The sequence below is a fragment of the Trinickia sp. genome, from assembly GCF_057351765.1.
The window spans coordinates 46,179-68,015 of the sequence record NZ_JBMRBK010000061.1 but is presented as its reverse complement, the minus strand read 5'-3'; the positions used below and the strand labels follow the sequence as shown (position 1 = coordinate 68,015).

The 21,837-nt window shown below is 64.3% G+C and carries 20 protein-coding genes and 1 other RNA gene; 14 read left to right on the top strand and 7 right to left on the bottom strand.

What is annotated here, in order from left to right; all coding sequences use genetic code 11:
- The first annotated feature begins 149 nt into the window (after positions 1-149).
- The 6 genes from ACO1XS_RS16300 (at position 150) to moaE (ending at position 6,484) form a co-directional block, all read left to right on the top strand.
- The gene (locus ACO1XS_RS16300; RefSeq protein ID WP_331569853.1) at positions 150-1,388 is read left to right on the top strand and encodes a pyridoxal phosphate-dependent aminotransferase; all 1,239 of its coding nucleotides are present in this window, start codon (positions 150-152) and stop codon (positions 1,386-1,388) included.
- Between the two features lie 65 nt (positions 1,389-1,453).
- The gene (locus tag ACO1XS_RS16295; protein ID WP_331569851.1) at positions 1,454-2,779 is read left to right on the top strand and encodes a homoserine dehydrogenase; all 1,326 of its coding nucleotides are present in this window, start codon (positions 1,454-1,456) and stop codon (positions 2,777-2,779) included.
- Between the two features lie 18 nt (positions 2,780-2,797).
- A complete protein-coding gene (gene thrC, locus ACO1XS_RS16290) occupies positions 2,798-4,249 on the top strand; it encodes a threonine synthase (protein WP_331569849.1) in 1,452 nt (483 codons plus the stop codon).
- Between the two features lie 98 nt (positions 4,250-4,347).
- On the top strand, positions 4,348-5,640 hold the full coding sequence (locus tag ACO1XS_RS16285) for a molybdopterin molybdotransferase MoeA (RefSeq protein WP_331569847.1): 1,293 nt from the start codon (positions 4,348-4,350) through the stop codon (positions 5,638-5,640).
- A gap of 31 nt (positions 5,641-5,671) precedes the next feature.
- Complete coding sequence (gene moaD / locus ACO1XS_RS16280) at positions 5,672-5,929, top strand: molybdopterin converting factor subunit 1 (RefSeq protein ID WP_331569845.1); 258 nt, start codon at positions 5,672-5,674, stop codon at positions 5,927-5,929.
- Positions 5,930-5,956: 27 nt separating this feature from the next.
- Positions 5,957-6,484 carry a molybdopterin synthase catalytic subunit MoaE gene (gene moaE, locus ACO1XS_RS16275; RefSeq protein WP_486391175.1) on the top strand — a complete coding sequence of 176 codons (528 nt, stop codon included), beginning with the start codon at positions 5,957-5,959 and terminating at the stop codon, positions 6,482-6,484.
- On the opposite strand, the gene ACO1XS_RS16270 is transcribed toward moaE, so the two are convergent.
- Positions 6,481-7,062 (bottom strand): group III truncated hemoglobin, encoded by a 582-nt coding sequence (locus ACO1XS_RS16270; RefSeq protein WP_331569841.1) that lies wholly within the window; start codon positions 7,060-7,062, stop codon positions 6,481-6,483. The genes moaE and ACO1XS_RS16270 overlap by 4 nt on opposite strands.
- A 209-nt stretch (positions 7,063-7,271) precedes the next feature.
- Here ACO1XS_RS16270 and ACO1XS_RS16265 point away from each other — a divergent pair, with 209 nt between their 5' ends.
- The 4 genes from ACO1XS_RS16265 to ACO1XS_RS16250 all read left to right on the top strand — a co-directional run bounded on the left by ACO1XS_RS16265 (position 7,272) and on the right by ACO1XS_RS16250 (position 11,441).
- Positions 7,272-7,784 carry an Rrf2 family transcriptional regulator gene (locus tag ACO1XS_RS16265; RefSeq protein ID WP_331569839.1) on the top strand — a complete coding sequence of 171 codons (513 nt, stop codon included), beginning with the start codon at positions 7,272-7,274 and terminating at the stop codon, positions 7,782-7,784.
- Positions 7,785-7,855: 71 nt separating this feature from the next.
- Entirely contained in the window at positions 7,856-10,453 is a 2,598-nt protein-coding gene (gene clpB / locus ACO1XS_RS16260; RefSeq protein ID WP_331569837.1) for an ATP-dependent chaperone ClpB, read from the top strand.
- Between the two features lie 125 nt (positions 10,454-10,578).
- Positions 10,579-11,079, top strand: coding sequence for a MerR family transcriptional regulator (locus tag ACO1XS_RS16255; RefSeq protein WP_486391174.1), 501 nt, complete (start codon positions 10,579-10,581; stop codon positions 11,077-11,079).
- Positions 11,013-11,441, top strand: a complete 429-nt coding sequence (locus tag ACO1XS_RS16250; protein ID WP_331569832.1) for a carboxymuconolactone decarboxylase family protein — start codon at positions 11,013-11,015, stop codon at positions 11,439-11,441. The genes ACO1XS_RS16255 and ACO1XS_RS16250 overlap by 67 nt, the downstream gene beginning before the upstream one ends.
- Here the strand turns inward: ACO1XS_RS16250 and ACO1XS_RS16245 are convergent.
- From ACO1XS_RS16245 to trxA, 6 genes are all read right to left on the bottom strand, one after another.
- On the bottom strand, positions 11,408-12,790 hold the full coding sequence (locus ACO1XS_RS16245) for an MATE family efflux transporter (protein ID WP_486391173.1): 1,383 nt from the start codon (positions 12,788-12,790) through the stop codon (positions 11,408-11,410). The genes ACO1XS_RS16250 and ACO1XS_RS16245 overlap by 34 nt on opposite strands.
- Before the next feature lie 2 nt (positions 12,791-12,792).
- A complete protein-coding gene (locus ACO1XS_RS16240; protein ID WP_486391172.1) occupies positions 12,793-14,547 on the bottom strand; it encodes an ArnT family glycosyltransferase in 1,755 nt (584 codons plus the stop codon).
- 198 nt (positions 14,548-14,745) lie between these two features.
- Positions 14,746-15,012 (bottom strand): type B 50S ribosomal protein L31, encoded by a 267-nt coding sequence (locus ACO1XS_RS16235; protein ID WP_331569826.1) that lies wholly within the window; start codon positions 15,010-15,012, stop codon positions 14,746-14,748.
- 185 nt (positions 15,013-15,197) lie between these two features.
- The gene (locus ACO1XS_RS16230) at positions 15,198-16,046 is read right to left on the bottom strand and encodes a M90 family metallopeptidase (RefSeq protein ID WP_486391171.1); all 849 of its coding nucleotides are present in this window, start codon (positions 16,044-16,046) and stop codon (positions 15,198-15,200) included.
- 117 nt (positions 16,047-16,163) lie between these two features.
- Positions 16,164-17,426: a transcription termination factor Rho gene (gene rho / locus ACO1XS_RS16225; RefSeq protein WP_331569822.1), complete on the bottom strand. Its 1,263-nt coding sequence runs from the start codon at positions 17,424-17,426 to the stop codon at positions 16,164-16,166.
- Between the two features lie 190 nt (positions 17,427-17,616).
- The gene (gene trxA / locus ACO1XS_RS16220) at positions 17,617-17,943 is read right to left on the bottom strand and encodes a thioredoxin TrxA (RefSeq protein ID WP_173257202.1); all 327 of its coding nucleotides are present in this window, start codon (positions 17,941-17,943) and stop codon (positions 17,617-17,619) included.
- A 369-nt stretch (positions 17,944-18,312) separates the two neighbouring features.
- Here trxA and ffs point away from each other — a divergent pair.
- The 4 genes from ffs (at position 18,313) to recR (ending at position 21,814) form a co-directional block, all read left to right on the top strand.
- An RNA gene (gene ffs, locus ACO1XS_RS16215) (signal recognition particle sRNA small type) lies at positions 18,313-18,411 on the top strand.
- A gap of 122 nt (positions 18,412-18,533) precedes the next feature.
- Positions 18,534-20,756, top strand: a complete 2,223-nt coding sequence (locus ACO1XS_RS16210) for a DNA polymerase III subunit gamma/tau (protein WP_486391170.1) — start codon at positions 18,534-18,536, stop codon at positions 20,754-20,756.
- Positions 20,757-20,841: 85 nt separating this feature from the next.
- Positions 20,842-21,168 carry a YbaB/EbfC family nucleoid-associated protein gene (locus tag ACO1XS_RS16205; RefSeq protein ID WP_331569818.1) on the top strand — a complete coding sequence of 109 codons (327 nt, stop codon included), beginning with the start codon at positions 20,842-20,844 and terminating at the stop codon, positions 21,166-21,168.
- Between the two features lie 49 nt (positions 21,169-21,217).
- On the top strand, positions 21,218-21,814 hold the full coding sequence (gene recR / locus ACO1XS_RS16200; protein ID WP_331569816.1) for a recombination mediator RecR: 597 nt from the start codon (positions 21,218-21,220) through the stop codon (positions 21,812-21,814).
- The last annotated feature ends 23 nt before the right edge of the window (positions 21,815-21,837 follow it).

Here is a 21,837-nt window from a genome sequence, read left to right as displayed (position 1 = left end):
AGCGCCAAAAGCGCTGACGCGTTGGCCCGCCTCGCGTGCTCCCCCACCCGGTGAATTCGCCGCCGCGCCCGGCACCGTCCTGGCGCGTCCGGCGCCTCGGCTGCCAGCGCTTTCGCCCCTTCAGGCCTTTCCCGAGGAACAGTGTCGCCGTGAAACCGATTCTCAAATCGAACAAGCTGTTGAATGTCTGCTACGACATCCGCGGGCCCGTGCTCGAGCACGCCAAGCGCCTCGAGGACGAAGGCCACAAGATCATCAAGCTCAACATCGGCAATCTCGCCCCGTTCGGCTTCGATGCGCCCGAGGAAATCGTCCAGGACATGATCCGCAATCTGCCCGCTTCGTCGGGTTATTCGGATTCGAAGGGCGTGTTCGCGGCGCGCAAGGCGATCATGCACTACACGCAGCAAAAGGGCGTGGCGGGGGTCGAGCTCGACGACATTTACATCGGCAACGGCGCGTCCGAACTGATCGTGATGGCCATGCAGGGCTTGCTCAACGACGGCGATGAAGTCCTGCTGCCGGCGCCCGACTATCCGCTGTGGACGGCCGCGGTGAGTCTGTCCGGCGGCACGCCCGTGCACTATCTGTGCGACGAATCGAACGGCTGGATGCCCGATCTCGACGATGTGCGCGCGAAAATCACGCCGAACACGCGTGCGCTCATCATCATCAACCCGAACAATCCGACGGGTGCGCTCTACTCGGACGAATTGCTGCTCGATTTGCTTGAGATCGCGCGCCAGCACGGCCTCGTCATTTTCGCCGACGAGGTCTACGACAAGATCGTCTACGACGGCAAGAAGCACACGTCGGTCGCCGCATTGTCCGAGGACGTGCTGACGGTTACCTTCAACAGCCTCTCGAAGAGCTACCGTTCGTGCGGCTACCGCGCCGGCTGGATGTACGTCTCGGGGTTGACAGGCGAGAACCGCCGGCGTGCAAAAGACTACTTCGAGGGGCTCGGCATCCTCGCCTCGATGCGCCTTTGCCCCAATGTGCCGGGACAGTACGCCATTCAGACCGCGCTGGGCGGCTATCAGAGCATCGACGATCTCATCATGCCGGGCGGGCGGCTGCACAAGCAGCGCCAGATTGCCTACGAGATGCTCAATGCGATCCCGGGCGTCAGCTGCGTGAAGCCCGAGGCCGCGCTGTACATGTTTCCGCGGCTCGACCCGAAGGTCTATCCGATCCAGGACGATCAGCAGTTCGTGCTCGATCTGCTGCTCGAAGAGCGTGTGTTGCTCGTGCAAGGCACGGGTTTCAACTGGCCGAGTCCCGATCACTTCCGGGTCGTGTTCCTGCCGAACGCCGACGATCTGACCGATTCGATCAACCGCATCGCGCGGTTTCTCGAGGGCTACCGCAAACGTCACAGCATGTGACGCTACGCGAGGCGCGGGCGCAGGACACACTCATCAACGCATTATCCAATCGACTCAGACGCTGCATGGAACCGATCAAAGTTGGCCTGTTGGGCTTCGGCACGGTAGGAAGCGGCACCTTCACGGTGCTGCGGCGCAATCAGGAAGAAATCAAACGCCGCGCCGGACGCGGCATCGAAATCGCTCGCATCGCCGTGCGCAACCCGGCCAAGGCGCTTGCCGCCCTGGGCGAGGCCGCGAGCGATGTGCAAGTCGGTGCCGATTTCAACGCCGTCGTGGACGATCCGGCGATCGGCATCGTGGCCGAGATGATCGGCGGCAGCGGTATCGCACGCGAACTCGTGCTGCGTGCCATCGCCAACGGCAAACATGTCGTCACTGCGAACAAGGCGCTCCTGGCCGTGCATGGCACCGAGATTTTCGCGGCGGCGCGCGAGAAAGGCGTCATGGTGGCGTTCGAGGCGGCGGTGGCGGGCGGTATTCCGATCATCAAGGCACTGCGCGAGGGCCTGACGGCCAATCGCATTCAGTACATTGCGGGCATCATCAACGGAACGACGAATTACATTCTTTCGGAGATGCGCGAACGCGGGGTCGACTTCGCGACAGCGCTTGCGGGCGCGCAGGCACTCGGCTATGCCGAAGCGGACCCGACCTTCGATGTGGAAGGCATCGACGCCGCGCATAAACTCACGATCATGAGCGCCATCGCGTTCGGCGTGCCGATGCAATTCGATCGCGCCTACGTCGAAGGCATCTCGAAGCTCGATGCCACCGATCTCAAGTACGCCGAAGACCTCGGTTATCGCATCAAGCTGCTTGGCATCACGCGGCGCACGGCGCGCGGCATCGAGTTGCGCGTGCACCCTACGCTCATTCCGGCCAAGCGCCTCATCGCGAGCGTCGAAGGCGCCATGAACGCGGTCGAAGTGCATGGCGATGCTGTCGGCGCGACGCTTTACTACGGCAAGGGCGCGGGCGCGGAACCGACGGCATCGGCCGTCGTCGCCGATCTCGTCGATGTGACCCGCCTGCATACGGCGGATCCCGAGCATCGCGTGCCGCACCTCGCGTTCCAGCCGCAAAGCCTGTCGGACACGCCGGTGCTGCCGATCGAAGAGGTCACGAGCGGCTATTACCTGCGCCTGCGCGTGGCGGATGTGACAGGCGTGCTTGCCGATGTCACGCGCCTGCTTGCCGACGCGGGCATCTCCATCGATGCCATGCTGCAACGCGAAGCGGAGCAGGTCGCCGGGGACGGGCAGACGGACGTCGTCATCATCACGCACGAGACGCTCGAGAAAAACGTCAATGCGGCCATCGCTCGGATCGAGGCGCTCGCGACCGTCGTCTCGAACGTCACGAAACTGCGCATCGAAGCGCTTGCCTGAGCCGAAGAGAGATTCCTTATGAACTACATTTCGACGCGTGGCGCCGGCATCGGCGAGCGCCATACGTTCTCCGACATCTTGCTGGGTGGTCTCGCGAAGGACGGCGGTCTGTACCTGCCGGCTGAATACCCTCGTGTCTCGACCGAGGAACTCGCGCGCTGGCGCGCTCTGCCTTATGCCGACCTCGCCTTCGAAGTCCTGTCGAAGTTCACCGACGACATCCCGGCCGACGATCTGCGCGCGCTGACGCGGCGCACCTACCGCGCCGACGTCTATTGCAACGCGCGCTCGGGCGACGACGCCGAGGCGATCACGCCAGTGAGGCAGCTCGGGGTGGAGAACGGCGCGCCGCTCGCACTCGTCGAGCTGTCGAACGGTCCGACGCTTGCGTTCAAGGACATGGCGATGCAACTGCTCGGCAATCTGTTCGAGTATGCGCTCGCGAAGCATGGGCAGACGCTGAACATCCTCGGCGCCACATCGGGCGACACGGGCAGCGCGGCTGAATATGCGATGCGAGGCAAGGCCGGCGTGCGCGTTTTCATGCTTTCGCCGCATCGCAAGATGAGTGCGTTCCAGACGGCGCAGATGTACAGCCTGCAAGAGCCGAACATCTTCAACATTGCCGTCGAAGGCGTCTTCGACGACTGTCAGGACATCGTGAAGGCGGTGTCGAACGATCACGCGTTCAAATCGCGGCAGCATATCGGCACGGTCAATTCGATCAACTGGGCGCGCGTGGTGGCTCAGGTCGTCTATTACTTCAAGGGTTATTTCGCGGCGACACGCTCGAACGACGAGCGCGTGTCGTTCACGGTGCCCTCCGGCAACTTCGGCAATGTCTGCGCGGGGCACATCGCACGCATGATGGGGTTGCCGATCGCCAAACTCGTCGTCGCCACCAACGAAAACGACGTACTCGACGAATTCTTCCGTACCGGCGTCTATCGCGTGCGCGGCGCGGCTCAGACGTTCCATACGAGCAGCCCGAGCATGGACATCTCGAAGGCGTCGAATTTCGAGCGTTTCGTCTTCGATCTGCTGGGCCGCGATCCGTCGCGTGTACTGCAGCTCTTTCGCGACGTCGAGGAAAAGGGCGGCTTCGATCTGGCCGCGAGCGGCGATTTTGCCCGCGTGCGCGAATTCGGCTTCGTTTCGGGACGCAGCACGCATGCGGACCGTGTCGCGACGATCCGCGATGTCTTCTCCCGCTACGGCACGATGATCGACACGCATACCGCCGACGGCGTCAAGGTGGCCCGAGAGCATCTCGAGCCCGGCGTGCCGATGGTGGTGCTGGAGACGGCGCAGCCCATCAAGTTCGGCGAAACGATTCGCGAGGCGCTCGGACGCGACCCCGAACGGCCGGCCGGGTTCGAGGGGATCGAGTCGCTGCCGCAGCGCTTCGAGGTGCTGCCGGCCGATGCGGGCCGCGTGAAGGAGTTCATCACGACCCATACCGGGCTTTGAGGCCGGCGTCCCGGCGAGCTGTCGGCAACGGCGGCGCACCGTACGCGGCGCACGTCGCTACAATGAGAGTCTCGCCTTCAGACTCGCCCGTCAGACCGATGTCCACGCCAAGCGCAACATCAACCCGCCCACCGCTCATGTCGACGGCCGACGCGCTCGCCGCGCTGCTCGCGGCCGCACGGCCCGTCTCCGGCACCGAAACAGTGCCGACCGTCGAGGCGCTCGGGCGCGTCCTGGCCGCCGACGTGGTGTCCGCCATCGACGTTCCGCCCATGAACACGAGCGCAATGGACGGCTACGCCGTTCGCAGCGCGGAGTTGCTCCATGGAGAACGGGCGCTGCCGGTTTCGCAGCGGATTGCCGCCGGTCAACAGGCTGCTCCGCTTGCGGCCGGGACCGCGGCGCGCATCTTCACGGGCGCCCCGGTTCCGCCGGGCGCCGATGCGGTGGTTATGCAGGAGCAGACCGAGGCGTCGGGCGATAGCGTGCAAATTTTGCATACCCCGCGGCCGGGCGAGTGGATCACGATGCAGGGCGCCGATATCCGGCGCGGCGCGGTGATATTGCCGGCCGGCACCCGCTTGACACCGCAGGCGCTGGGCCTCGCGGCCTCCATCGGGTGCGCCGCGCTGACGGTGACGCGCCGGGTGAAGGTCGCGGTGTTTTTCACGGGCGACGAGTTGACGATGCCGGGCGAGCCGCTCGCGCCCGGGCGAATCTACAACTCGAACCGGTTCACGTTGCGCGGGCTGCTGGAGCGGCTCGGTTGCACCGTCACCGACTATGGCATCGTACCGGATCGGCTCGACGCCACCCGCGAGGCGCTGGCCACGGCCGCGCGGGAGCATGATCTGATTCTGACGTCCGGCGGCGTATCCGTCGGCGAAGAAGATCACGTCAGACCTGCGCTCGAAGCGCTGGGCCGCCTTTCCCTCTGGCAGATCGCGATGAAGCCCGGCAAGCCGCTCGCGTTCGGTGCGGTGCGCAGCCAGGCGGCGAGCCGCGCTCAGGCGTCCGCTCCGAGCGAAGGTTCGTCCGCGATGGAGGCTGAGACCTTTTTCGTCGGTCTGCCCGGCAACCCGGTTTCCAGCTTCGTGACCTTTTTGCTGTTCGTCCGTCCGTTCCTGCTGCGGCTCGGGGGCGCTCACGACGTGGCGCCGCGCGCCATATCGCTGCGCGCGGACTTTACGCAAGCAAAGGCCGATCGTCGCAACGAGTTCCTGCGCGCGCGCATCAATGCGGCAGGCGGGCTCGAGCTCTTCCCGAATCAGAGTTCGGCCGTGCTGACCTCGACCGTATGGGGGGATGGCCTCATCGACAATCCGCCCAATCACGCGATCAGCGCGGGGGAGACCGTACGTTTTCTTCCTTTTTCGGAGCTGCTCGGCTGACGGGCGGTACCGAACGGCGAATTGGCATCGAATGAAAATCGAACTGAGGTATTTCGCAAGCGTGCGGGAATCGCTGGGCCTCGCGCACGAGTCGGTCGAATTGCCCGAGGGCATCAGCACCATCGGCGACCTGCGAGCGTGGCTGCGCGCGCGCGGCGGCGCCTGGAGCGAGGCGCTCGCCGAGGGGCGCGCCTTGCGCATGGCCTGCAATCAGACGATGACCGATGCGGCCGCGCGGCTGACCGACGGCTGCGAAGTCGCGTTTTTTCCGCCTGTGACGGGTGGGTGAGCGCGAGCCGCGAACGAGGAGGGGCTTATGACTGTGCGTGTTCAGACCGCCGACTTCGATTTGAGCACCGAGGTGGCTGCGCTGCGTGCGCATAACCCCAAAGTGGGCGCGGTGGCGTGCTTCGTCGGAACGGTACGCGATATGAACGACGGCGACGACGTCGTCGCCATGGAGCTCGAGCATTACCCGGGCATGACCGAAAAAGCGCTGGAGTCGATCGTCGACGAAGCCCGGCGGCGTTGGCCCGGCTCGGACGTGCTCATCGTGCACCGCGTGGGCAAGCTGTATCCGCTCGATCAGATCGTACTGGCGGGCGCCACGGCGGCTCACCGTGGCGACGCGTTCTCGGCGTGCGAGTTCGTGATGGACTACCTCAAGACTCAGGCGCCATTCTGGAAGAAGGAGACGACGCCGGCCGGTTCGCGTTGGGTGGATGCGCGCGTGACCGACGACGCCGCACTGGCGCGCTGGGGTATCGAGGCCACCAATGCCACCAACGCCCCCAATGCCACCATTGCGTCGAGCGACGCAGGCACGGAGCCCGGAGACCGCTAGGAAACCTCGTCGTTGCCGCGGCCGATGATTTTGGCCGGAAATGGCTCCGCCGGTGCGCGCCGTCTGCCGTTGGGCGAAACCGCCGATGTATCTTCGGCGGGCCGCCTCGGCGCGATGCGCTCGAGCAGAGCTTGCTGTTCCGGCGGGACCTCGTAGTCCCAACCGAAGCGCGAGAGCTGCAAGCTTTGCGCAATGCGCAGCGCGGGCTCCATGAATCGTACGGCCGCCGCGGGCTCGTAGCGATCGCAGACGGTATCGAGAAAAAGGTGCAGCCAGCGGCTGAAATGCCCGGGTTCGAGCCCCTCGATCGGTTGGTGCGCCGACTGGACGTTGCCGCGGTAGCGCTTGTCGCCAAGCACCAGCGCGCCCCAGAAGAGGCACATCTTCGGCAGGTGCTCGTCCCAGCGGCCGTGCAGTACGGCATCGAAAACCGGCCCGAGCAGCGCATCGGCCCGTACGCGGTCGTAAAACGCGTAGACGAGCTCGCGGATGTTCGCTTCGGTCGGTGCGCTCTCGCGAGCGGGGGCTGCGGGGCAGGCGCCGGGCGTCTGTCCGCCGGGACGGGGTGGGGTAGTCATCGCAATTTCCGAGGGAGCGCGCTGGCATGCGGCGAAACGGCGCGCCATACTTCATTCCTTATCGAGATGGGCAATTCCGATGCCGCACTGCGTGAACCCATCCCGGCAACGCATGTTATGGTCAACACGCCGTGTAGACAACCCTTCGCTGGACACGGTTTTTGCCCGCCCGGGCGCTCGTACCCCCAAATGCCGATGCGAACCAAGCCATGAGATTGACCGACTACACCGACTACGCGTTGCGCGTGATGCTGTATCTGGCCGTCCGCCGCGACGGCCTGTCGACGATTCAGGACATCTCGGATGCCTATGGAATCTCGAAGAACCATTTGATGAAGGTCGTGCAGCAGCTCGGCGAGCGCGGGTGGATCGACACGATACGGGGCCGCCATGGCGGCCTGCGGCTCAATGACCGGTCGCTTGCGCTGACGATCGGCGAGGTGGTCCGGGCGACCGAGACCGATTTTGCGCTCGTCGGTTGTTTCGAACGCGGCGGCGGCGAGGCCCGACAGTGCGTCATCGAGCCGCAATGCCGGCTCAGACACATTTTCGAGGCAGCGCGTGGCGCATTCCTTGCGGAGCTGGACCGGCACACGCTCGCCGATCTCGTCGGACAGGGGGCGCCGCTTGCCGCACTGCTCGGCGTGCCGCTCGTCGCGGCACCCGATGCCGGCGGAAGGACGATCGTACCAATCGCCGTCGCCGATGGCGGCGACACCTGATTTGATCGGGCACGCTTGAAACGCGCGGCTCGCCCCTCATGTTGGTGGTAGTCAAAATTGGAGGTCTCTTCATGAGAATCGACAAGTTCACCACCAAATTTCAGGAAGCGCTGGCCGACGCGCAAAGCATTGCCGTCGGCCGAGGCAACCAGTATCTCGAGCCCGTACACGTCCTGGCGGCCCTGATCGCGCAGGAAGACGGCTCCTCGCGCTCGCTGCTCTCCCGTGCCGGCGTGCATATCCAGGCTTTGCAAACGGCTGTCAACGAAGCGATTGCGCGCCTGCCGCAGGTGCAGGGAACCGATGGCAACATCCAGCTGAGCCGCGAGCTCAACGGTCTTTTGAATCAGGCCGACAAGGAAGCGCAGCAACTGAGCGATACGTTCATCGCGAGCGAGATGTTCCTGCTTGCCGTGGCCGACGACAAGGGCGAGGCCGGCAAGCTGCTGCGCGAGCATGGTCTGACGCGCCGCGCGCTCGAGACGGCGATCGCCGCTGTGCGCGGTGGAGCCCAGGTGCATAGCGCCGAGGCCGAGAGCCAGCGCGAGGCGCTCAAAAAGTACACGATCGACCTGACCGAGCGCGCGCGCGCCGGCAAGCTCGACCCGGTGATCGGGCGCGACGACGAAATTCGCCGTTCCATCCAGATTCTTCAGCGCCGCACCAAGAACAACCCGGTACTGATCGGCGAGCCCGGCGTCGGGAAGACCGCGATCGTCGAAGGGCTTGCGCAGCGCATCGTCAACGGCGAGGTGCCGGAATCGCTCAAGAACAAGCGCGTTCTGTCGCTCGACATGGCCGGCCTGCTTGCCGGTGCCAAATACCGAGGCGAGTTCGAGGAGCGCCTCAAGGCGGTGTTGCACGATATCGCGCGCGACGAAGGGCAGACGATCGTCTTCATCGACGAAATCCATACGATGGTGGGCGCCGGCAAGGCGGAAGGTGCGATCGACGCGGGCAACATGCTCAAGCCGGCGCTCTCGCGAGGCGAGTTGCACTGCATCGGCGCGACGACGCTCGACGAGTATCGCAAGTACATCGAAAAAGATGCCGCGCTCGAGCGGCGCTTTCAGAAAGTGCTCGTCGAGGAACCGTCCGTCGAGGCGACGATCGCCATATTGCGGGGTCTGCAGGAACGCTACGAGCTCCACCACGGCGTGGAGATCACGGATCCCGCGATCGTGGCCGCGGCCGAGTTGTCGCACCGCTATATCACCGATCGCTTCCTGCCTGACAAGGCCATCGACCTCATCGACGAAGCCGCTTCGAAGATCAAGATGGAAATCGATTCGAAGCCCGAAGCGATGGACCGTCTCGACCGGCGGCTGATCCAGCTCAAGATCGAGCGCGAGGCAGTGAAAAAGGAAAAGGACGAGGCATCGCAAAAGCGGCTGCAATTGATCGAGGAGGAGATCGAGCGGCTCAACCGCGAGTACTCGGACCTCGAGCAGATCTGGACGGCCGAAAAGGCGGCCGTTCAAGGTAGCGCGCAGCTGAAGGAAGAGATCGAGAAAACGCGCGCCGAAATCACGCGATTGCAGCGCGAGGGCAAGCTCGAAAAGGTCGCGGAGCTGCAATACGGCAAGCTGCCGGAGCTCGAGGCGCGCTTGAAGCAAGTCACGCAAGCCGAGGCGAAGGAGCAGCACAATCCCGAGCGTCCGCGTCTGTTGCGCACGCAAGTGGGCGCCGAGGAAATCGCCGAAGTGGTATCGCGTGCAACGGGCATTCCGGTGTCGCGCATGATGCAAGGCGAGCGGGAAAAACTGTTGCAGATCGAGGGCAAGCTGCACGAGCGTGTCGTGGGTCAGGACGAGGCAATCAGCGCCGTGGCGGACGCGATTCGCCGCTCGCGCGCGGGGCTCGCGGATCCGAACCGGCCATACGGCTCGTTCCTGTTCCTGGGCCCGACGGGGGTCGGCAAGACCGAACTGTGCAAGGCGCTCGCGTCGTTCTTGTTCGATTCGGAGGAGCACCTCATTCGCATCGATATGAGCGAGTTCATGGAAAAGCACAGCGTCGCCCGTCTCATCGGCGCGCCGCCCGGCTATATAGGCTATGAAGAGGGCGGCTATCTGACCGAGGCCGTGCGTCGCAAGCCGTACAGTGTCATCTTGCTCGATGAAATCGAAAAGGCGCACCCCGATGTCTTCAATGTGCTGTTGCAGGTGCTCGACGACGGCCGCATGACCGACGGTCAGGGACGTACCGTGGACTTCAAGAATACGGTGATCGTCATGACGTCGAATCTCGGCTCGCAAATGATTCAAGCGATGTCGGGCGAGCCGCAGGAAGCGATCAAGGATGCGGTGTGGACCGAGGTCAAGCAGCACTTCCGTCCCGAGTTCCTGAATCGGATCGACGAGGTCGTCGTGTTCCATGCGCTCGATCGCAAGAACATCGAATCGATCGCGAAGATCCAGCTGGAGCGGTTGCACGACCGGCTCGCGAAGCTCGAAATGCAGCTCGTCGTTTCCGATGAAGCGCTGGAGCAGATCGGGAAGGTCGGATACGACCCGCTCTTCGGGGCGCGGCCATTGAAGCGCGCGATCCAGCAGGAGATCGAGAACCCGGTCGCCAAGCTGATTCTCGCGGGCAGGTTCGGCCCGAAGGACGTGATTCCTGTGGACCTGCAAGACGGCAAGTTCGTGTTCGAGCGAGTCGTTCACTGATTCGCCGCAGATCATGCGGCGCAGCGGCGGCCGAGCCCATGATGCTCGGCCGTTTTTTTTATTGTGTTTCGGTGTAACGGGTGCTTGACTTCGTGTGCACTCGAAGTCTTAACGTTGAGGATGTCATGTCAGAAGCGCTCACGATCGGACGCATGGCCGCCGAGCTCGGCGTATCGACGCATACGCTGCGCTACTACGAGCAGGCCGGCCTGCTGTTGCCGGTCTCGCGTACCGACGCGGGTCACAGGCTTTATGCGCGCACCGATATCGACTGGCTGCGATTCGTGATGCGACTGAAGGCGACCGGCATGTCGATTGCCGGCATGCAGGCTTTTGCGGCATTGCGTGCCCGCGGCGACGAAACGGCGCAAGAGCGGCTCGCGCTGCTGATCGAGCACCGCCAGAGCGTGCTCGATCAGCTTGCACAGTTGCAGACGAACCTCACGGCGATCGACGAGAAGATTCGCCACTACGAGGTACTCGCGCACGACATGACGCGGATCCGGTCGGCCGACGATGCCAGCCGGGCCATGACGACTCAACGACGAAAGGACTTGCCATGCAAAACACCGAAACGAACGCCCCGGCCGCCGAACAACGCTACGCGCGGGGATGGAACAAGCTGAGGGAAATCGACGGGCAAGCCGGTGAGCGCGTGATTGCCGCGCTGGCGCCGATCGCGCCTGACTTCGCGCGTCTCTTGATCGAATTCCCGTTCGGCGATATCTATAGCCGCCCGGGGCTCGATCTGAAGTCGCGGGAGATTGCGACCATCGCGGCGCTTGCGGCGCTCGGCAATGCGACGGCGCAATTGAAAGTACACATCGAAGGCGCGCTCAATGTCGGTGTGACCCAGACCGAGATCGTCGAAGTCTTCATGCAGATGGCGGTCTATGCCGGTTTTCCAGCGGCGCTCAACGCGCTCTTCGCGGCCCGGGAGGTGTTCGAGGGCCGTCAGGACCCGGTCGATGCGCCTGAGGTGGCCTGAGCATTACGCGCGAGGCGCGCGCTGACCGAGCGCCAATGGACGAAGAGGCTCGCGCCGGCCGCCGCGAGACTCGCGGCATTGGCCGCCCAGAATCCGCGCGCGCCTCTCAGCCATTCGGGTACGGCGCCGCCGATATCGAAGCCGAGCAGATAACCGCCGCCGAGTCCAACCCCCCAAAGCGCCACGGCGTAGATCACGGTTGGTACAACGGCAACCTTATAGGCTCGCAGCACGAACGCCGTGGCCGTCTGAAAGGTATCGAAGATGTGGTAGACGAGCATGATCGGCAAAAGCGGCATGGCCGCAGCGATGACGGCCGCGTCGGGCGTGTAGCCCGCGAGGATCAACGGGCGGAGCAGCCAGGAGACAGCGGCGTAGCCGCATCCGATCGCGCAGGCCAGGGCGATGCCGTGCCGTGCGAGCGCCCGCGCGGCATCGTGGCGCCCGCCGCCGAGGGCATGGGCCACGAGCGTGGAGGTGGCGATGCCGATGGACATCGGTGTCATGTAGAGCACTGCGCCGAAGTTGCCGACGATCTGATGCCCGGCGAGGGTGGTCGTGCCGAAGCGCGCGATAAAAAGCGCCATGAACGTGTATGAGGTGACCTCGATCAGATACGAGAGCCCCATGGGCAGCCCCAGCTTGAGGAGCGCCGCGAGCCGCTGGACGCTGGGCCAGCAAAAGCGCGCGAAGATTCCGAACGGGGCGAAAAGCTCCAGCCTGGCGAGCAAGGTCAGAGCAATGCCCGCGAGCGCGAAGTTGATCAGTGTGCTGGCGAGTGCGCAGCCCGGGCCGCCCAACGGCGGGAGCCCCAAGCCGCCGAAGATGAACCAGAGGTTCAACGCGACTTTAGCCAGGAGCGCTGCGACTTGCAGCATCATGACGAGCCGTGGCTTGCCCACCGCGTTGGCGAGTGCCGAATAGACGCGAAAGGCGAGGCTGGCTGGCAGACCGAACGCGGCGATGCGCAGGTAAAGCTCGGTTCGTTCGTAGAGCGCCGCGGGAACGCGCGCAATGGCGAGCAACGGCGCGGGGAAGTACATGACCGCGAAGCCGAGCACGGCAAGTCCCGCCGCAAGCCAGAGTGCCTGGCGAACCTCCTCGCCGATTTCGGCGTGACGGCGCGCGCCGAAAAGCTGACCGGCGATGGGCTGCAGCGCGAGCACGACGCCCGTCAGACCGACGTAGACCGACACATAGATGGATGAGCCGAGTCCGAGCGCGGCAAGATCGACCGCGGAGAAGCGGCCCACCATGGCGGTATCGATGACTCCGAATGCGATGATGGCGAGTTGCCCGACGAGCACCGGCCATGCGAGCCCCGCGATATTGCGGATGTCCGCGAACATGGCTACCGCCGGTGAATCGGATGCTTGCGCCGCGGTGCGGGCGGCGTCGGACGATCGACGCGCACATAGAGGCGGAAGCGTTCGTCACGGTCCGCTGCGCGGCGGCCTTCCCATACGAGCTTCCAAACGTAGCTCGGCATCGGGCTCGGCGCGATGAAGTCTTGCGCATCCTGGCGCAGCAACACGTCGCAGTCCCCGCTGAACGAGAATTGCATGTCGCCAAAGTAAGCGAACGATGCGAGCTGTGCGTCGCCGAGGCGAACCGGCGAAATGCAGCGGTAGTCGTCGGGCAGATGCTCGGCGATCTGCATCGCGACATCGCGATAGGTCCGGCTGTAGTTGACGATCGGCAGCCACAGCGTCATCAGCAGCACCCACATCAACGTCGTGCCGGCGCTAGAGAGCACCACACTGCGCCAGAGCACGTTCGGATGCCGTGCCAGACGCCAGCGCGCGAGCGCAAGCCAGCACGCGGTGACGCCGATGGCGCAGACGAAGGAGAGCACATCGAAATGCGGCACGAAGCCCGGCACGAGCCGCGCGAGGTTGCGCGCGAGCGGGGCGGGGAAACCCGTTTGCGACGCCAGCCAGACCAGCCAGACGAATGTGCCGAGAATCGTGAAGCTGAGCAGCGCGAACCAGTCGATCGCGTTGATGGCGCCACGTTTGAGCGTCGGTAAGGCGAACGTTGCCAGCACGGCGAGCGGCGGCAACAGCAGCATGTAAAGCCGGTTCGTTTGGTGGCTTTGCAACACGACGAGGACCAGCACAGGTGCGACGACCGAAAGCGGCACTGCAATATGCGGCTTGCGGCGCAGACCGCCCCAACTGAGCCAGGCCCACACCGCCAGGGGCCACGCGGGCCAAGTGAAAAGCGGCAGGTTCTTGAAGGCGTAACGCACGACGTGCCCCGGCGGCGCCGAAAAACGATTGATGCTGCCGTTGACCCACTGTTGGATGAACCACCGCGCGTCGTCGCCGTAGAGTTTGAGCACCGCGAGCGGCCACGCCACCGACAACGCCGCCGCGATCGGCATGCCGACGACGAGCAGCCAGATCGAGCGCGCTTCCGGTACCAGCGCCAGCAGAACGAGCGTACCGGCGAAGAGGGCGGCAACCAGCAGCGGATTGCCGCTCAGCGCGACGAGTCCGAGCCCGAGGCCCCAACAGACGGCCCCTTGCAATGGCTTGTCGAGCGTGCGCACGAGTCCGTACACGATGAGCGCGATGCTCATCAACTGGCCGAGCTGGGGTGTCGTTTCGTGGCCTCGCTCGGCGAGTCCGAACGACGCGAGCAAAATCAGCAAGGCGCCGTCGCCGAGCACCCGTCCGTAGTCGCGCGGCGCGGGTTCGCCGCCGAAGGCATACTTGAACGGTTGAACTTCGGCACGGCGCCCGAGCAGATAGGCCGTATACCAGACCAACGCACAGGTCACGCAAAAGAGTATGCCGGTCGACAGCCGCGACGCATCGGCCGCGTCGACCCATGGTGTGAGCAGCCGGATGCACCCCGCGCCGAGCCAGTAGCCGAGCGGGCCGGTGTCAGTGACGTACTTGCCGACGAGGTTCGGCAGCAGCCAATCCCGGGCGTCGCCACCAGCCATCGTCCACATGACGCCGAATCCAGCCGCATCTTCGTTCTTCCACGGGTCGCGGCCGAACAGGCCGAACGCCGCATAGACGATGCAGATCGTCAGCAGCAGCCAGCGGGGCAGCGCACGCGTGGCGGAGGCGGTGAGTCGGACGACGGGTCTCATGCGGATGAACGGCGATCGTTATCGTTATTCGGCTAATGGCGGGGGCGATCGCCATCGCAGCGAATCGGCATTGTAGCCGCGCTCATGCGGCGCGTGACGCCACGCCGCTGGCCGATCGGCATGACGATGAAAAAAGGGCAGCGCGGGCTGCCCTTTTTCTTGCAGTACCTTTGCACGCTCGTACAAAGGCGCGGCGACTTACTTTGCGGCGGCCTTGCCGGCTGCGCGTGCACCGAACTTCTTGTTGAACTTCTCGACACGACCCGCCGTGTCCATGATCTTTTGCTGACCCGTATAGAACGGGTGCGACTCCGACGACACTTCGATCTTGGCGAGCGGGTACGACTTGCCCTCGAAATCGATGGTTTCGCGCGTCTGGATCGTCGAGCGCGTTACAAACGTGAAGCCGTTCGACACGTCTTGAAAAACGACTTCGCGGTAATTGGGGTGAGTATTTTCCTTCATGGTGCTTCCTTTAATGTGGCGGTAGCCAGCCCGCTGCGATGCCGATACGGCCGCCGCCGTAGTCGCGACGCCATCGAACCGCGAGCCACTTGCCCAAGGTCGAAAGACGGCGATTATGCCAGAAAATCATGCTGTTGGCGAAAAGATTTGCTCGTCGTCGGGCCGCGCCAATCGCCAATCGCCAATCAATCGGGCCCGCCGCTCTGCGTTTCGAGGAGTACGCCCGTGCGCGCAGGATCCTGGCGGTAATAACGCGCGAGCAGACGATAGAGTTCCGGATATTCGGCCTCGAATGCACGCGGCTGGACGAAGAGCGCCTCGCTGCAGACCGCGAAAAATTCGGATGGATGGTCTGCCGCATAGGGATCGATCAGCGATTCGCGTTCGAAACGCGCCCAGCGCCGCGTCGGCACGGCATCGACCTGCGCACAGAACCGGTCGTAGGCGGAATCGAAGACGCTGGCCCATTCGTCGGCGGTGAGCGGCGCGTGCCAGCGCTTGAAGAGCGGCGGGTGGCCATCGGTTTCGCCGCTCAGCATGTCGATCTTGTGGGCGAACTCGTGGATGACGACGTTGTAGGCGTCACGCGCATCGGTCATCTGCGCATCTTCCCACGAGAGGATGACGGGGCCGCCCTCCCACGCTTCGCCGCTCGCGTCGTGCTCCACTTCGTGCACCACGCCGTCTTCATCCTCGACGGTTTTGCGAATGACGAATTCGCCGGGGTAGACGACGATGCCGACCCATCCGCGATACAACTCGAGGCCCAAATTGAGCACGGGCAGCGAGGCTTGCACGGCGATGCCGGCGATCATCCGATCGGTCAACTCGAGGCCGTGGGCCGTGGAGAACGATTTTTGAGCGATGAAGAGGCTAGCGGTTTCTCGCAGGCGAGCGAGATCGGCCGCATCGAGATAACCGAGGAACGGCAGGCCGTCGAGCGTCGCTTGCCAGACATCGTCGGCAATACCGTACTCACGCAGTGCGCGTTCGCGGCGGCGCGTGTCGAGCCAGCGGGAGAGCTTCGTGAGCATGATGCAGTGCCCGGTTGGGCGGGGCGGGACGGATTGGCGCCGGGACCGATCCGCGCCGGCATCGGCTGCCGGCGCGCCCAGTCGGCGCGCTTTGCGCAACGTTATGCCAATCTGAGCTCAGCCGCCGCGTCGCATCATATCGAAGAACTCGGAATTGCTCTTCGTCTGGCGGACCTTGTCGAGCAGGAATTCCATCGCTTCGACTTCATCCATATCGTGGATGAACTTGCGCAGTACCCAGACTTTCTGAAGGATCTCGGGCTTGATGAGCAACTCTTCGCGCCGGGTACCCGACTTGTTCAGATTGAGGGACGGATAGACCCGCTTTTCAGCCAGACGGCGTTCCAGGTGCACTTCCATATTGCCGGTGCCCTTGAACTCTTCGTAGATCACGTCGTCCATGCGGCTACCCGTTTCGATCAGGGCTGTGCCGATGATCGTAAGCGAGCCACCTTCCTCGATATTGCGCGCCGCGCCGAAAAAGCGCTTCGGACGTTGCAGCGCATTGGCGTCCACGCCGCCCGTCAACACCTTGCCCGACGCGGGAATGACGGTGTTGTAAGCGCGCGCGAGACGCGTGATCGAATCGAGCAGGATGACGACGTCGTGCTTCATCTCCACGAGGCGCTTGGCCTTTTCGATCACCATCTCGGCCACCTGCACGTGGCGCGTGGCCGGCTCGTCGAACGTCGAGGCGACGACTTCGCCCGCGACCGAGCGCTGCATTTCCGTCACTTCTTCTGGACGCTCGTCGATGAGCAGCACGAAGAGGACGACATCGGGATGGTTCTGCTTGATCGCATGCGCGATGTGCTGAAGCATCACCGTTTTGCCCGACTTCGGCGACGCGACGAGCAGGCCCCGCTGGCCTTTGCCGATCGGCGCGATCATGTCGATGATGCGGCCCGTGACGTTTTCCTCGCCGCGCATTTCACGTTCGAGCAACAGCGGCTTGTTCGGGTGCAGCGGCGTGAGGTTCTCGAACATGATCTTGTGTTTCGAGGCCTCGGGCGGCTGCCCGTTGACTTTGTCGACCTTCACGAGTGCGAAGTACCGCTCCCCGTCTTTCGGCGTGCGGACTTCGCCTTCGATCGTGTCGCCCGTGTGCAGATTGAAACGCCGGATCTGCGAGGGGCTGATGTAAATGTCATCCGTGCTCGCGAGATACGACATTTCCGGCGAGCGCAGGAAGCCGAATCCGTCGGGCAGGACTTCGAGCGTGCCGTCGCCGAAAATGGTCTCGCCGGTTTTGGCGCGCTTCTTGAGGATGGCGAACATCAGTTCCTGCTTGCGCAGGCGGTTCGCGCTTTCGATCTCGAGGCCGTTGGCCATTTCGATCAATTGAGAAACGTGCAGAGACTTGAGCTCGGATAAATGCATACGGAAATCCCGCCGGGGAAGAGAAGGTGCGACGAAAGAATCTGGGAGGAGGATGAGCGGAACCGCTCAAGGACTTATACGTTTTCTTGACGTCTTGTCATTCTAGCATAGCACACGCCAGCTACCGTTCAGCGGACGCTCGCGCGGCTGAAAGGCCTGTTGCACGAGGACAACAGGCCTGGCATGACGATCACAGGTTGCTGTCGAGGAATGCGGTCAGTTGCGACTTCGACAGTGCGCCGACCTTCTGCGCGGACACAGCGCCATTCTTGAACAGGATCAGCGTGGGAATGCCGCGCACGCCGAACTTCGTCGGGGTAGCCTGGTTTTCATCGACGTTGATCTTCGCGATCTGCAGACGGTCGCCGTAATCCTTGGCCACCTCGTCGAGGATGGGGGCAATCATCTTGCAGGGGCCGCACCATTCGGCCCAGAAATCGAGCAATACGGGCTTGTCGGACTTCACGACATCCTGCTCGAACGATGCGTCACTGATGTGCTTGATTTGTTCGCTCATTTAGATTTACCTCATCGGGTTCCGGGACCCGAGCCTCAATTGCCCGCCACGATACACCAAAACGGGGAAACGCACTGTTGGTGCCGATGCGCAAATGCGGCTGGCGCGATGCGCTGCGTCCACTGCATGCAACTAGTCGAGCGAGCCGCACGGATCGCATGAGCCAGGTGCGGCAGCGCTTTCGGCGGCGAGTCGTCCGAATGCCATATTAGCCCAAATCGCTATCTGTCGTACGAGGCCGATAGCCAAGCGGTCACGGGCGTTCGGCCCGGCACCGCGGCCCCCGTTCGATCGCCGCGGCGGGACAAGAAGAAGAGTGGGGCGCAAGAAGGGTCGCGCCGTGCGCGCGACGATGATAGAATGCGCCGTGACGGGCCTCCTCGCATGGAGGGGCGGTCAACCTGGTCAGGTCGGGAACGAAGCAGCCACAGCCGTTTTCCGCCAGTGCCGAGGGTCAGGCTCGTCACCTTCCTTTTGTTCTCGTTGTTCTCGTTGTTCTCTTTCTCTCCCCCGCCAAGCGGTTTCGTGTAGTCGCTCCGCGCCGCTACTCGCCTCGTCTTGCGCCGCATCGTTGCTGATACAATTTGGCGATGACCTATCAAGTTCTCGCACGCAAGTGGCGGCCGAAGGATTTCGCTTCGCTCGTCGGCCAGGAGCACGTCGTGCGTGCTCTCACGCACGCGCTCGACGGCGCACGTCTGCACCACGCCTACCTGTTCACCGGTACGCGCGGGGTCGGCAAGACCACGCTTTCGCGCATCTTCGCCAAGGCCCTGAACTGCGAGACCGGCATCACGGCGACGCCTTGCGGCGTGTGCCGTGCATGCCGCGAAATCGATGAGGGACGCTTCATCGACTATGTCGAAATGGATGCCGCGAGCAACCGCGGCGTCGACGAAATGGCGGCGTTGCTCGAACGCGCCGTCTATGCGCCGGTCGACGCCCGCTTCAAGGTGTACATGATCGACGAAGTGCACATGCTCACGAACCATGCGTTCAACGCGATGTTGAAAACGCTGGAAGAGCCGCCGCCACACGTCAAGTTCATCCTTGCGACGACCGATCCTCAGAAAATCCCGGTGACGGTGCTCTCGCGCTGTCTCCAATTCAATCTGAAGCAGATGCCGGCGGGCCACATCGTCGGGCACCTCGAGCGCATTCTCGGCGCGGAAGGCGTTGCGTTCGAGCCGCAGGCATTGCGGCTTTTGGCGCGCGCGGCGGACGGCAGCATGCGCGATGCGCTGTCGCTGACCGATCAGGCGATCGCCTATTCGGCCAATCAGGTTTCCGAGGAGGCGGTGCGCGGCATGCTGGGCGCGCTCGACCAGAGCTATCTGATCCGGCTCGTCGATGCGCTCGTTGCCGGTGACGGCGCGCAAGTGCTCGAAATCGCCGACGAAATGGCGCTGCGCAGTCTCTCGTTCTCGACGGCGCTGCAAGACCTGGCGAGCCTCATGCACCGCATCGCCTGGGCGCAGTTCGCGCCGGCCTCGGTGCTCGACGATTGGCCCGAAGCGAACGACGTGCGGCGTTTCGCCGATGCCCTCACGCCGGAAGAAGTCCAGCTTTTCTATCAGATCGCAACGATCGGACGCAACGAACTCGGCCTCGCGCCGGACGAGTATGCCGGCTTCACGATGACGCTGCTTCGCATGCTGGCATTCGAGCCGACGGTTCGGGGCGCCGGCGGTGCGCCCGGCCCCGGCGAGCGTTCGGCTGCGCCCGCCGCATCGGCGGGGAGCCGGCGCGCAACGGCCGGCATTCTGGCTCGCACCGACGCGACTGCGCAGGACAGCGCGGTGATGAAAGAGGCGCCGCCCGAACGTGAAACGCAAGCTATTAGCGGCGAGCCGGCACCGCATCGCGAAGCATTTGCGGCGCCCGCCCGCCCGCCCGCCCCGTTGGAGGCTTCGCCGCCAGACCGTTCTCCGCCCGTCGCGCGCGAGAGCGCTGCGTCGGCGCGTGGCGCGCCACCACGATCGGCGCCCGAGCCGGCTGCCCAGTCTCGCGCCACGGGCGCGAGCGCCGCGCTCGAAGTGCTGCGCGGCGCGGGGTTGCGCGTATCGGCGGATCGCAATCGCCCGGCCGGCGCGGCAAAGTCTTCGACGCCCACGCCGGCGGCGAAACCGGCCGCACCACGCACACCCGTCGTCGTCCCGGTGCCGCGTGCCCGCGGTGCGGACGCCAGCGCGGCAAGCGCGCCGGCGACCGAATCGCCGCCCTGGGATGATGCACCGCTTGCCGACGCACCGTTCGACGATGGCGCGCCCTTTTGCGCCGAAGACGCGTATTTCGCCGCGGAGCGTTTCGACGATGCGCAAGCCGATACCCGCAATGGGAGCCAAGCGGCGTCGGAAGCTGCGCCCGCCATCGATCTCGCCTCGCTGCCGCCGCCCGTCATGCTCGACGCGCTCGGTTATGCCGGCGATTGGCCGGCGCTTGCCGCCGAGCTTCCGCTCAAAGGCGTGGCGCATCAGCTCGCATTCAATAGCGAATTGACGATGCTCGACGGCGAGACCCTGAAGCTGGTCGTGCCGGTGCCGCAATATGCCGACACCGCGCAGGTCGCGAAGCTGAAGTCCGCCCTGCACGAGCGGTTGGGCAGGCCTGTCGACGTGCGCGTCGAGGTCGGCCCCGCGCGGCGTACCGCTGCGGCAATCGAAGCGGCCGCACGCGCGCAACGTCAGCGCGACGCGGAACGGGAAATTGGCGCCGATCCGTTCGTGCGCTCGCTGATTCGCGATTTCGGCGCGAGCATCGTACCCGGCTCGATCAGGCCCATCGCGCCCGACGCGGGGGCGACGGTCCACTGAGCGCATCCCGGGCAGCCACGCACATCGACGACGCCCGGCTGAGCCGCACGTCGTCCACCTATCCACACGATCAAGGAGCATGTCCATGATGAAAGGCCAACTCGCCGGGTTGATGAAGCAAGCCCAGCAGATGCAGGAAAACATGAAGAAGATGCAGGAGCAACTCGCCCAGATGGAAGTGGAAGGGCAGTCCGGCGCCGGTCTCGTCAAGGTCACGATGACTTGCAAGAACGAGGTCCGTCGCGTGGCGATCGACCCGAGCCTGCTCGCCGACGACAAGGACATGCTCGAAGACCTCGTTGCCGCCGCATTCAACGATGCGGTCCGCAAGGCGGAGGCCACGGCGCAGGAGAAAATGAGTGGTATGACATCCGGCTTGCCGTTGCCGCCGGGTTTCAAGCTGCCGTTCTGAGGCCGGAGCCGTTCATGCACATGCCGAGCGCACGACTCGCGCTATCGCCATGAAACAGCCTTCCGCGCTCGTCGCGCTCGTGGAGGCGCTGCGCGCGTTGCCCGGCATCGGTCCGAAGTCGGCGCAGCGCATGGCGTACCACCTGATGCAGCACGATCGGCAGGGCGCCGAGCGGCTCGGACGCTCGCTGCTGTTCGCGGTGGAGCATCTGCAACACTGCGAAAAGTGCAATACATTCACCGAGGCTCGCATCTGCGACGTATGCAGCGACGAAGCGCGCGACCCGACGCTGCTGTGCGTCGTCGAAACGCCCGCCGATCAGATCATGCTCGAGCAGACGATGACGTATCGCGGTCTTTACTTCGTCCTCATGGGGCGCTTGAGTCCGCTCGACGGAATCGGTCCGAAAGAGATCCATTTCGACCGTCTCGTGAAACGCGCCTCGGATGGGGTCGTCAAGGAGGTCGTGCTGGCCACGAACTTCACGAACGAGGGAGAAGCCACGGCACACTACCTTGCGCAAATGCTCAAGGCGCGCCAGCTTGCGGTCACGCGGCTCGCGCGCGGCGTGCCGGTCGGCGGCGAACTCGAATATGTCGATGCCGGAACGATCGCCCGTGCCATGCTCGACCGGCGCTCGCTTTGACCGGGCGGCGCTCGCCGCCTTTC

Coding starts and splice junctions, on each gene's coding strand:
- ACO1XS_RS16295 (WP_331569851.1), top strand. CDS start 1,454: ATGGAACCGATCAAAGTTGGCCTGTTGGGCTTCGGCACGGTAGGAAGC.
- thrC (WP_331569849.1), top strand. CDS start 2,798: ATGAACTACATTTCGACGCGTGGCGCCGGCATCGGCGAGCGCCATACG.
- ACO1XS_RS16285 (WP_331569847.1), top strand. CDS start 4,348: ATGTCCACGCCAAGCGCAACATCAACCCGCCCACCGCTCATGTCGACG.
- moaD (WP_331569845.1), top strand. CDS start 5,672: ATGAAAATCGAACTGAGGTATTTCGCAAGCGTGCGGGAATCGCTGGGC.
- moaE (WP_486391175.1), top strand. CDS start 5,957: ATGACTGTGCGTGTTCAGACCGCCGACTTCGATTTGAGCACCGAGGTG.
- ACO1XS_RS16270 (WP_331569841.1), bottom strand. CDS start 7,062: ATGACTACCCCACCCCGTCCCGGCGGACAGACGCCCGGCGCCTGCCCC.
- ACO1XS_RS16265 (WP_331569839.1), top strand. CDS start 7,272: ATGAGATTGACCGACTACACCGACTACGCGTTGCGCGTGATGCTGTAT.
- clpB (WP_331569837.1), top strand. CDS start 7,856: ATGAGAATCGACAAGTTCACCACCAAATTTCAGGAAGCGCTGGCCGAC.
- ACO1XS_RS16255 (WP_486391174.1), top strand. CDS start 10,579: ATGTCAGAAGCGCTCACGATCGGACGCATGGCCGCCGAGCTCGGCGTA.
- ACO1XS_RS16250 (WP_331569832.1), top strand. CDS start 11,013: ATGCAAAACACCGAAACGAACGCCCCGGCCGCCGAACAACGCTACGCG.
- ACO1XS_RS16245 (WP_486391173.1), bottom strand. CDS start 12,790: ATGTTCGCGGACATCCGCAATATCGCGGGGCTCGCATGGCCGGTGCTC.
- ACO1XS_RS16240 (WP_486391172.1), bottom strand. CDS start 14,547: ATGAGACCCGTCGTCCGACTCACCGCCTCCGCCACGCGTGCGCTGCCC.
- ACO1XS_RS16235 (WP_331569826.1), bottom strand. CDS start 15,012: ATGAAGGAAAATACTCACCCCAATTACCGCGAAGTCGTTTTTCAAGAC.
- ACO1XS_RS16230 (WP_486391171.1), bottom strand. CDS start 16,046: ATGCTCACGAAGCTCTCCCGCTGGCTCGACACGCGCCGCCGCGAACGC.
- rho (WP_331569822.1), bottom strand. CDS start 17,426: ATGCATTTATCCGAGCTCAAGTCTCTGCACGTTTCTCAATTGATCGAA.
- trxA (WP_173257202.1), bottom strand. CDS start 17,943: ATGAGCGAACAAATCAAGCACATCAGTGACGCATCGTTCGAGCAGGAT.
- ACO1XS_RS16210 (WP_486391170.1), top strand. CDS start 18,534: ATGACCTATCAAGTTCTCGCACGCAAGTGGCGGCCGAAGGATTTCGCT.
- ACO1XS_RS16205 (WP_331569818.1), top strand. CDS start 20,842: ATGATGAAAGGCCAACTCGCCGGGTTGATGAAGCAAGCCCAGCAGATG.
- recR (WP_331569816.1), top strand. CDS start 21,218: ATGAAACAGCCTTCCGCGCTCGTCGCGCTCGTGGAGGCGCTGCGCGCG.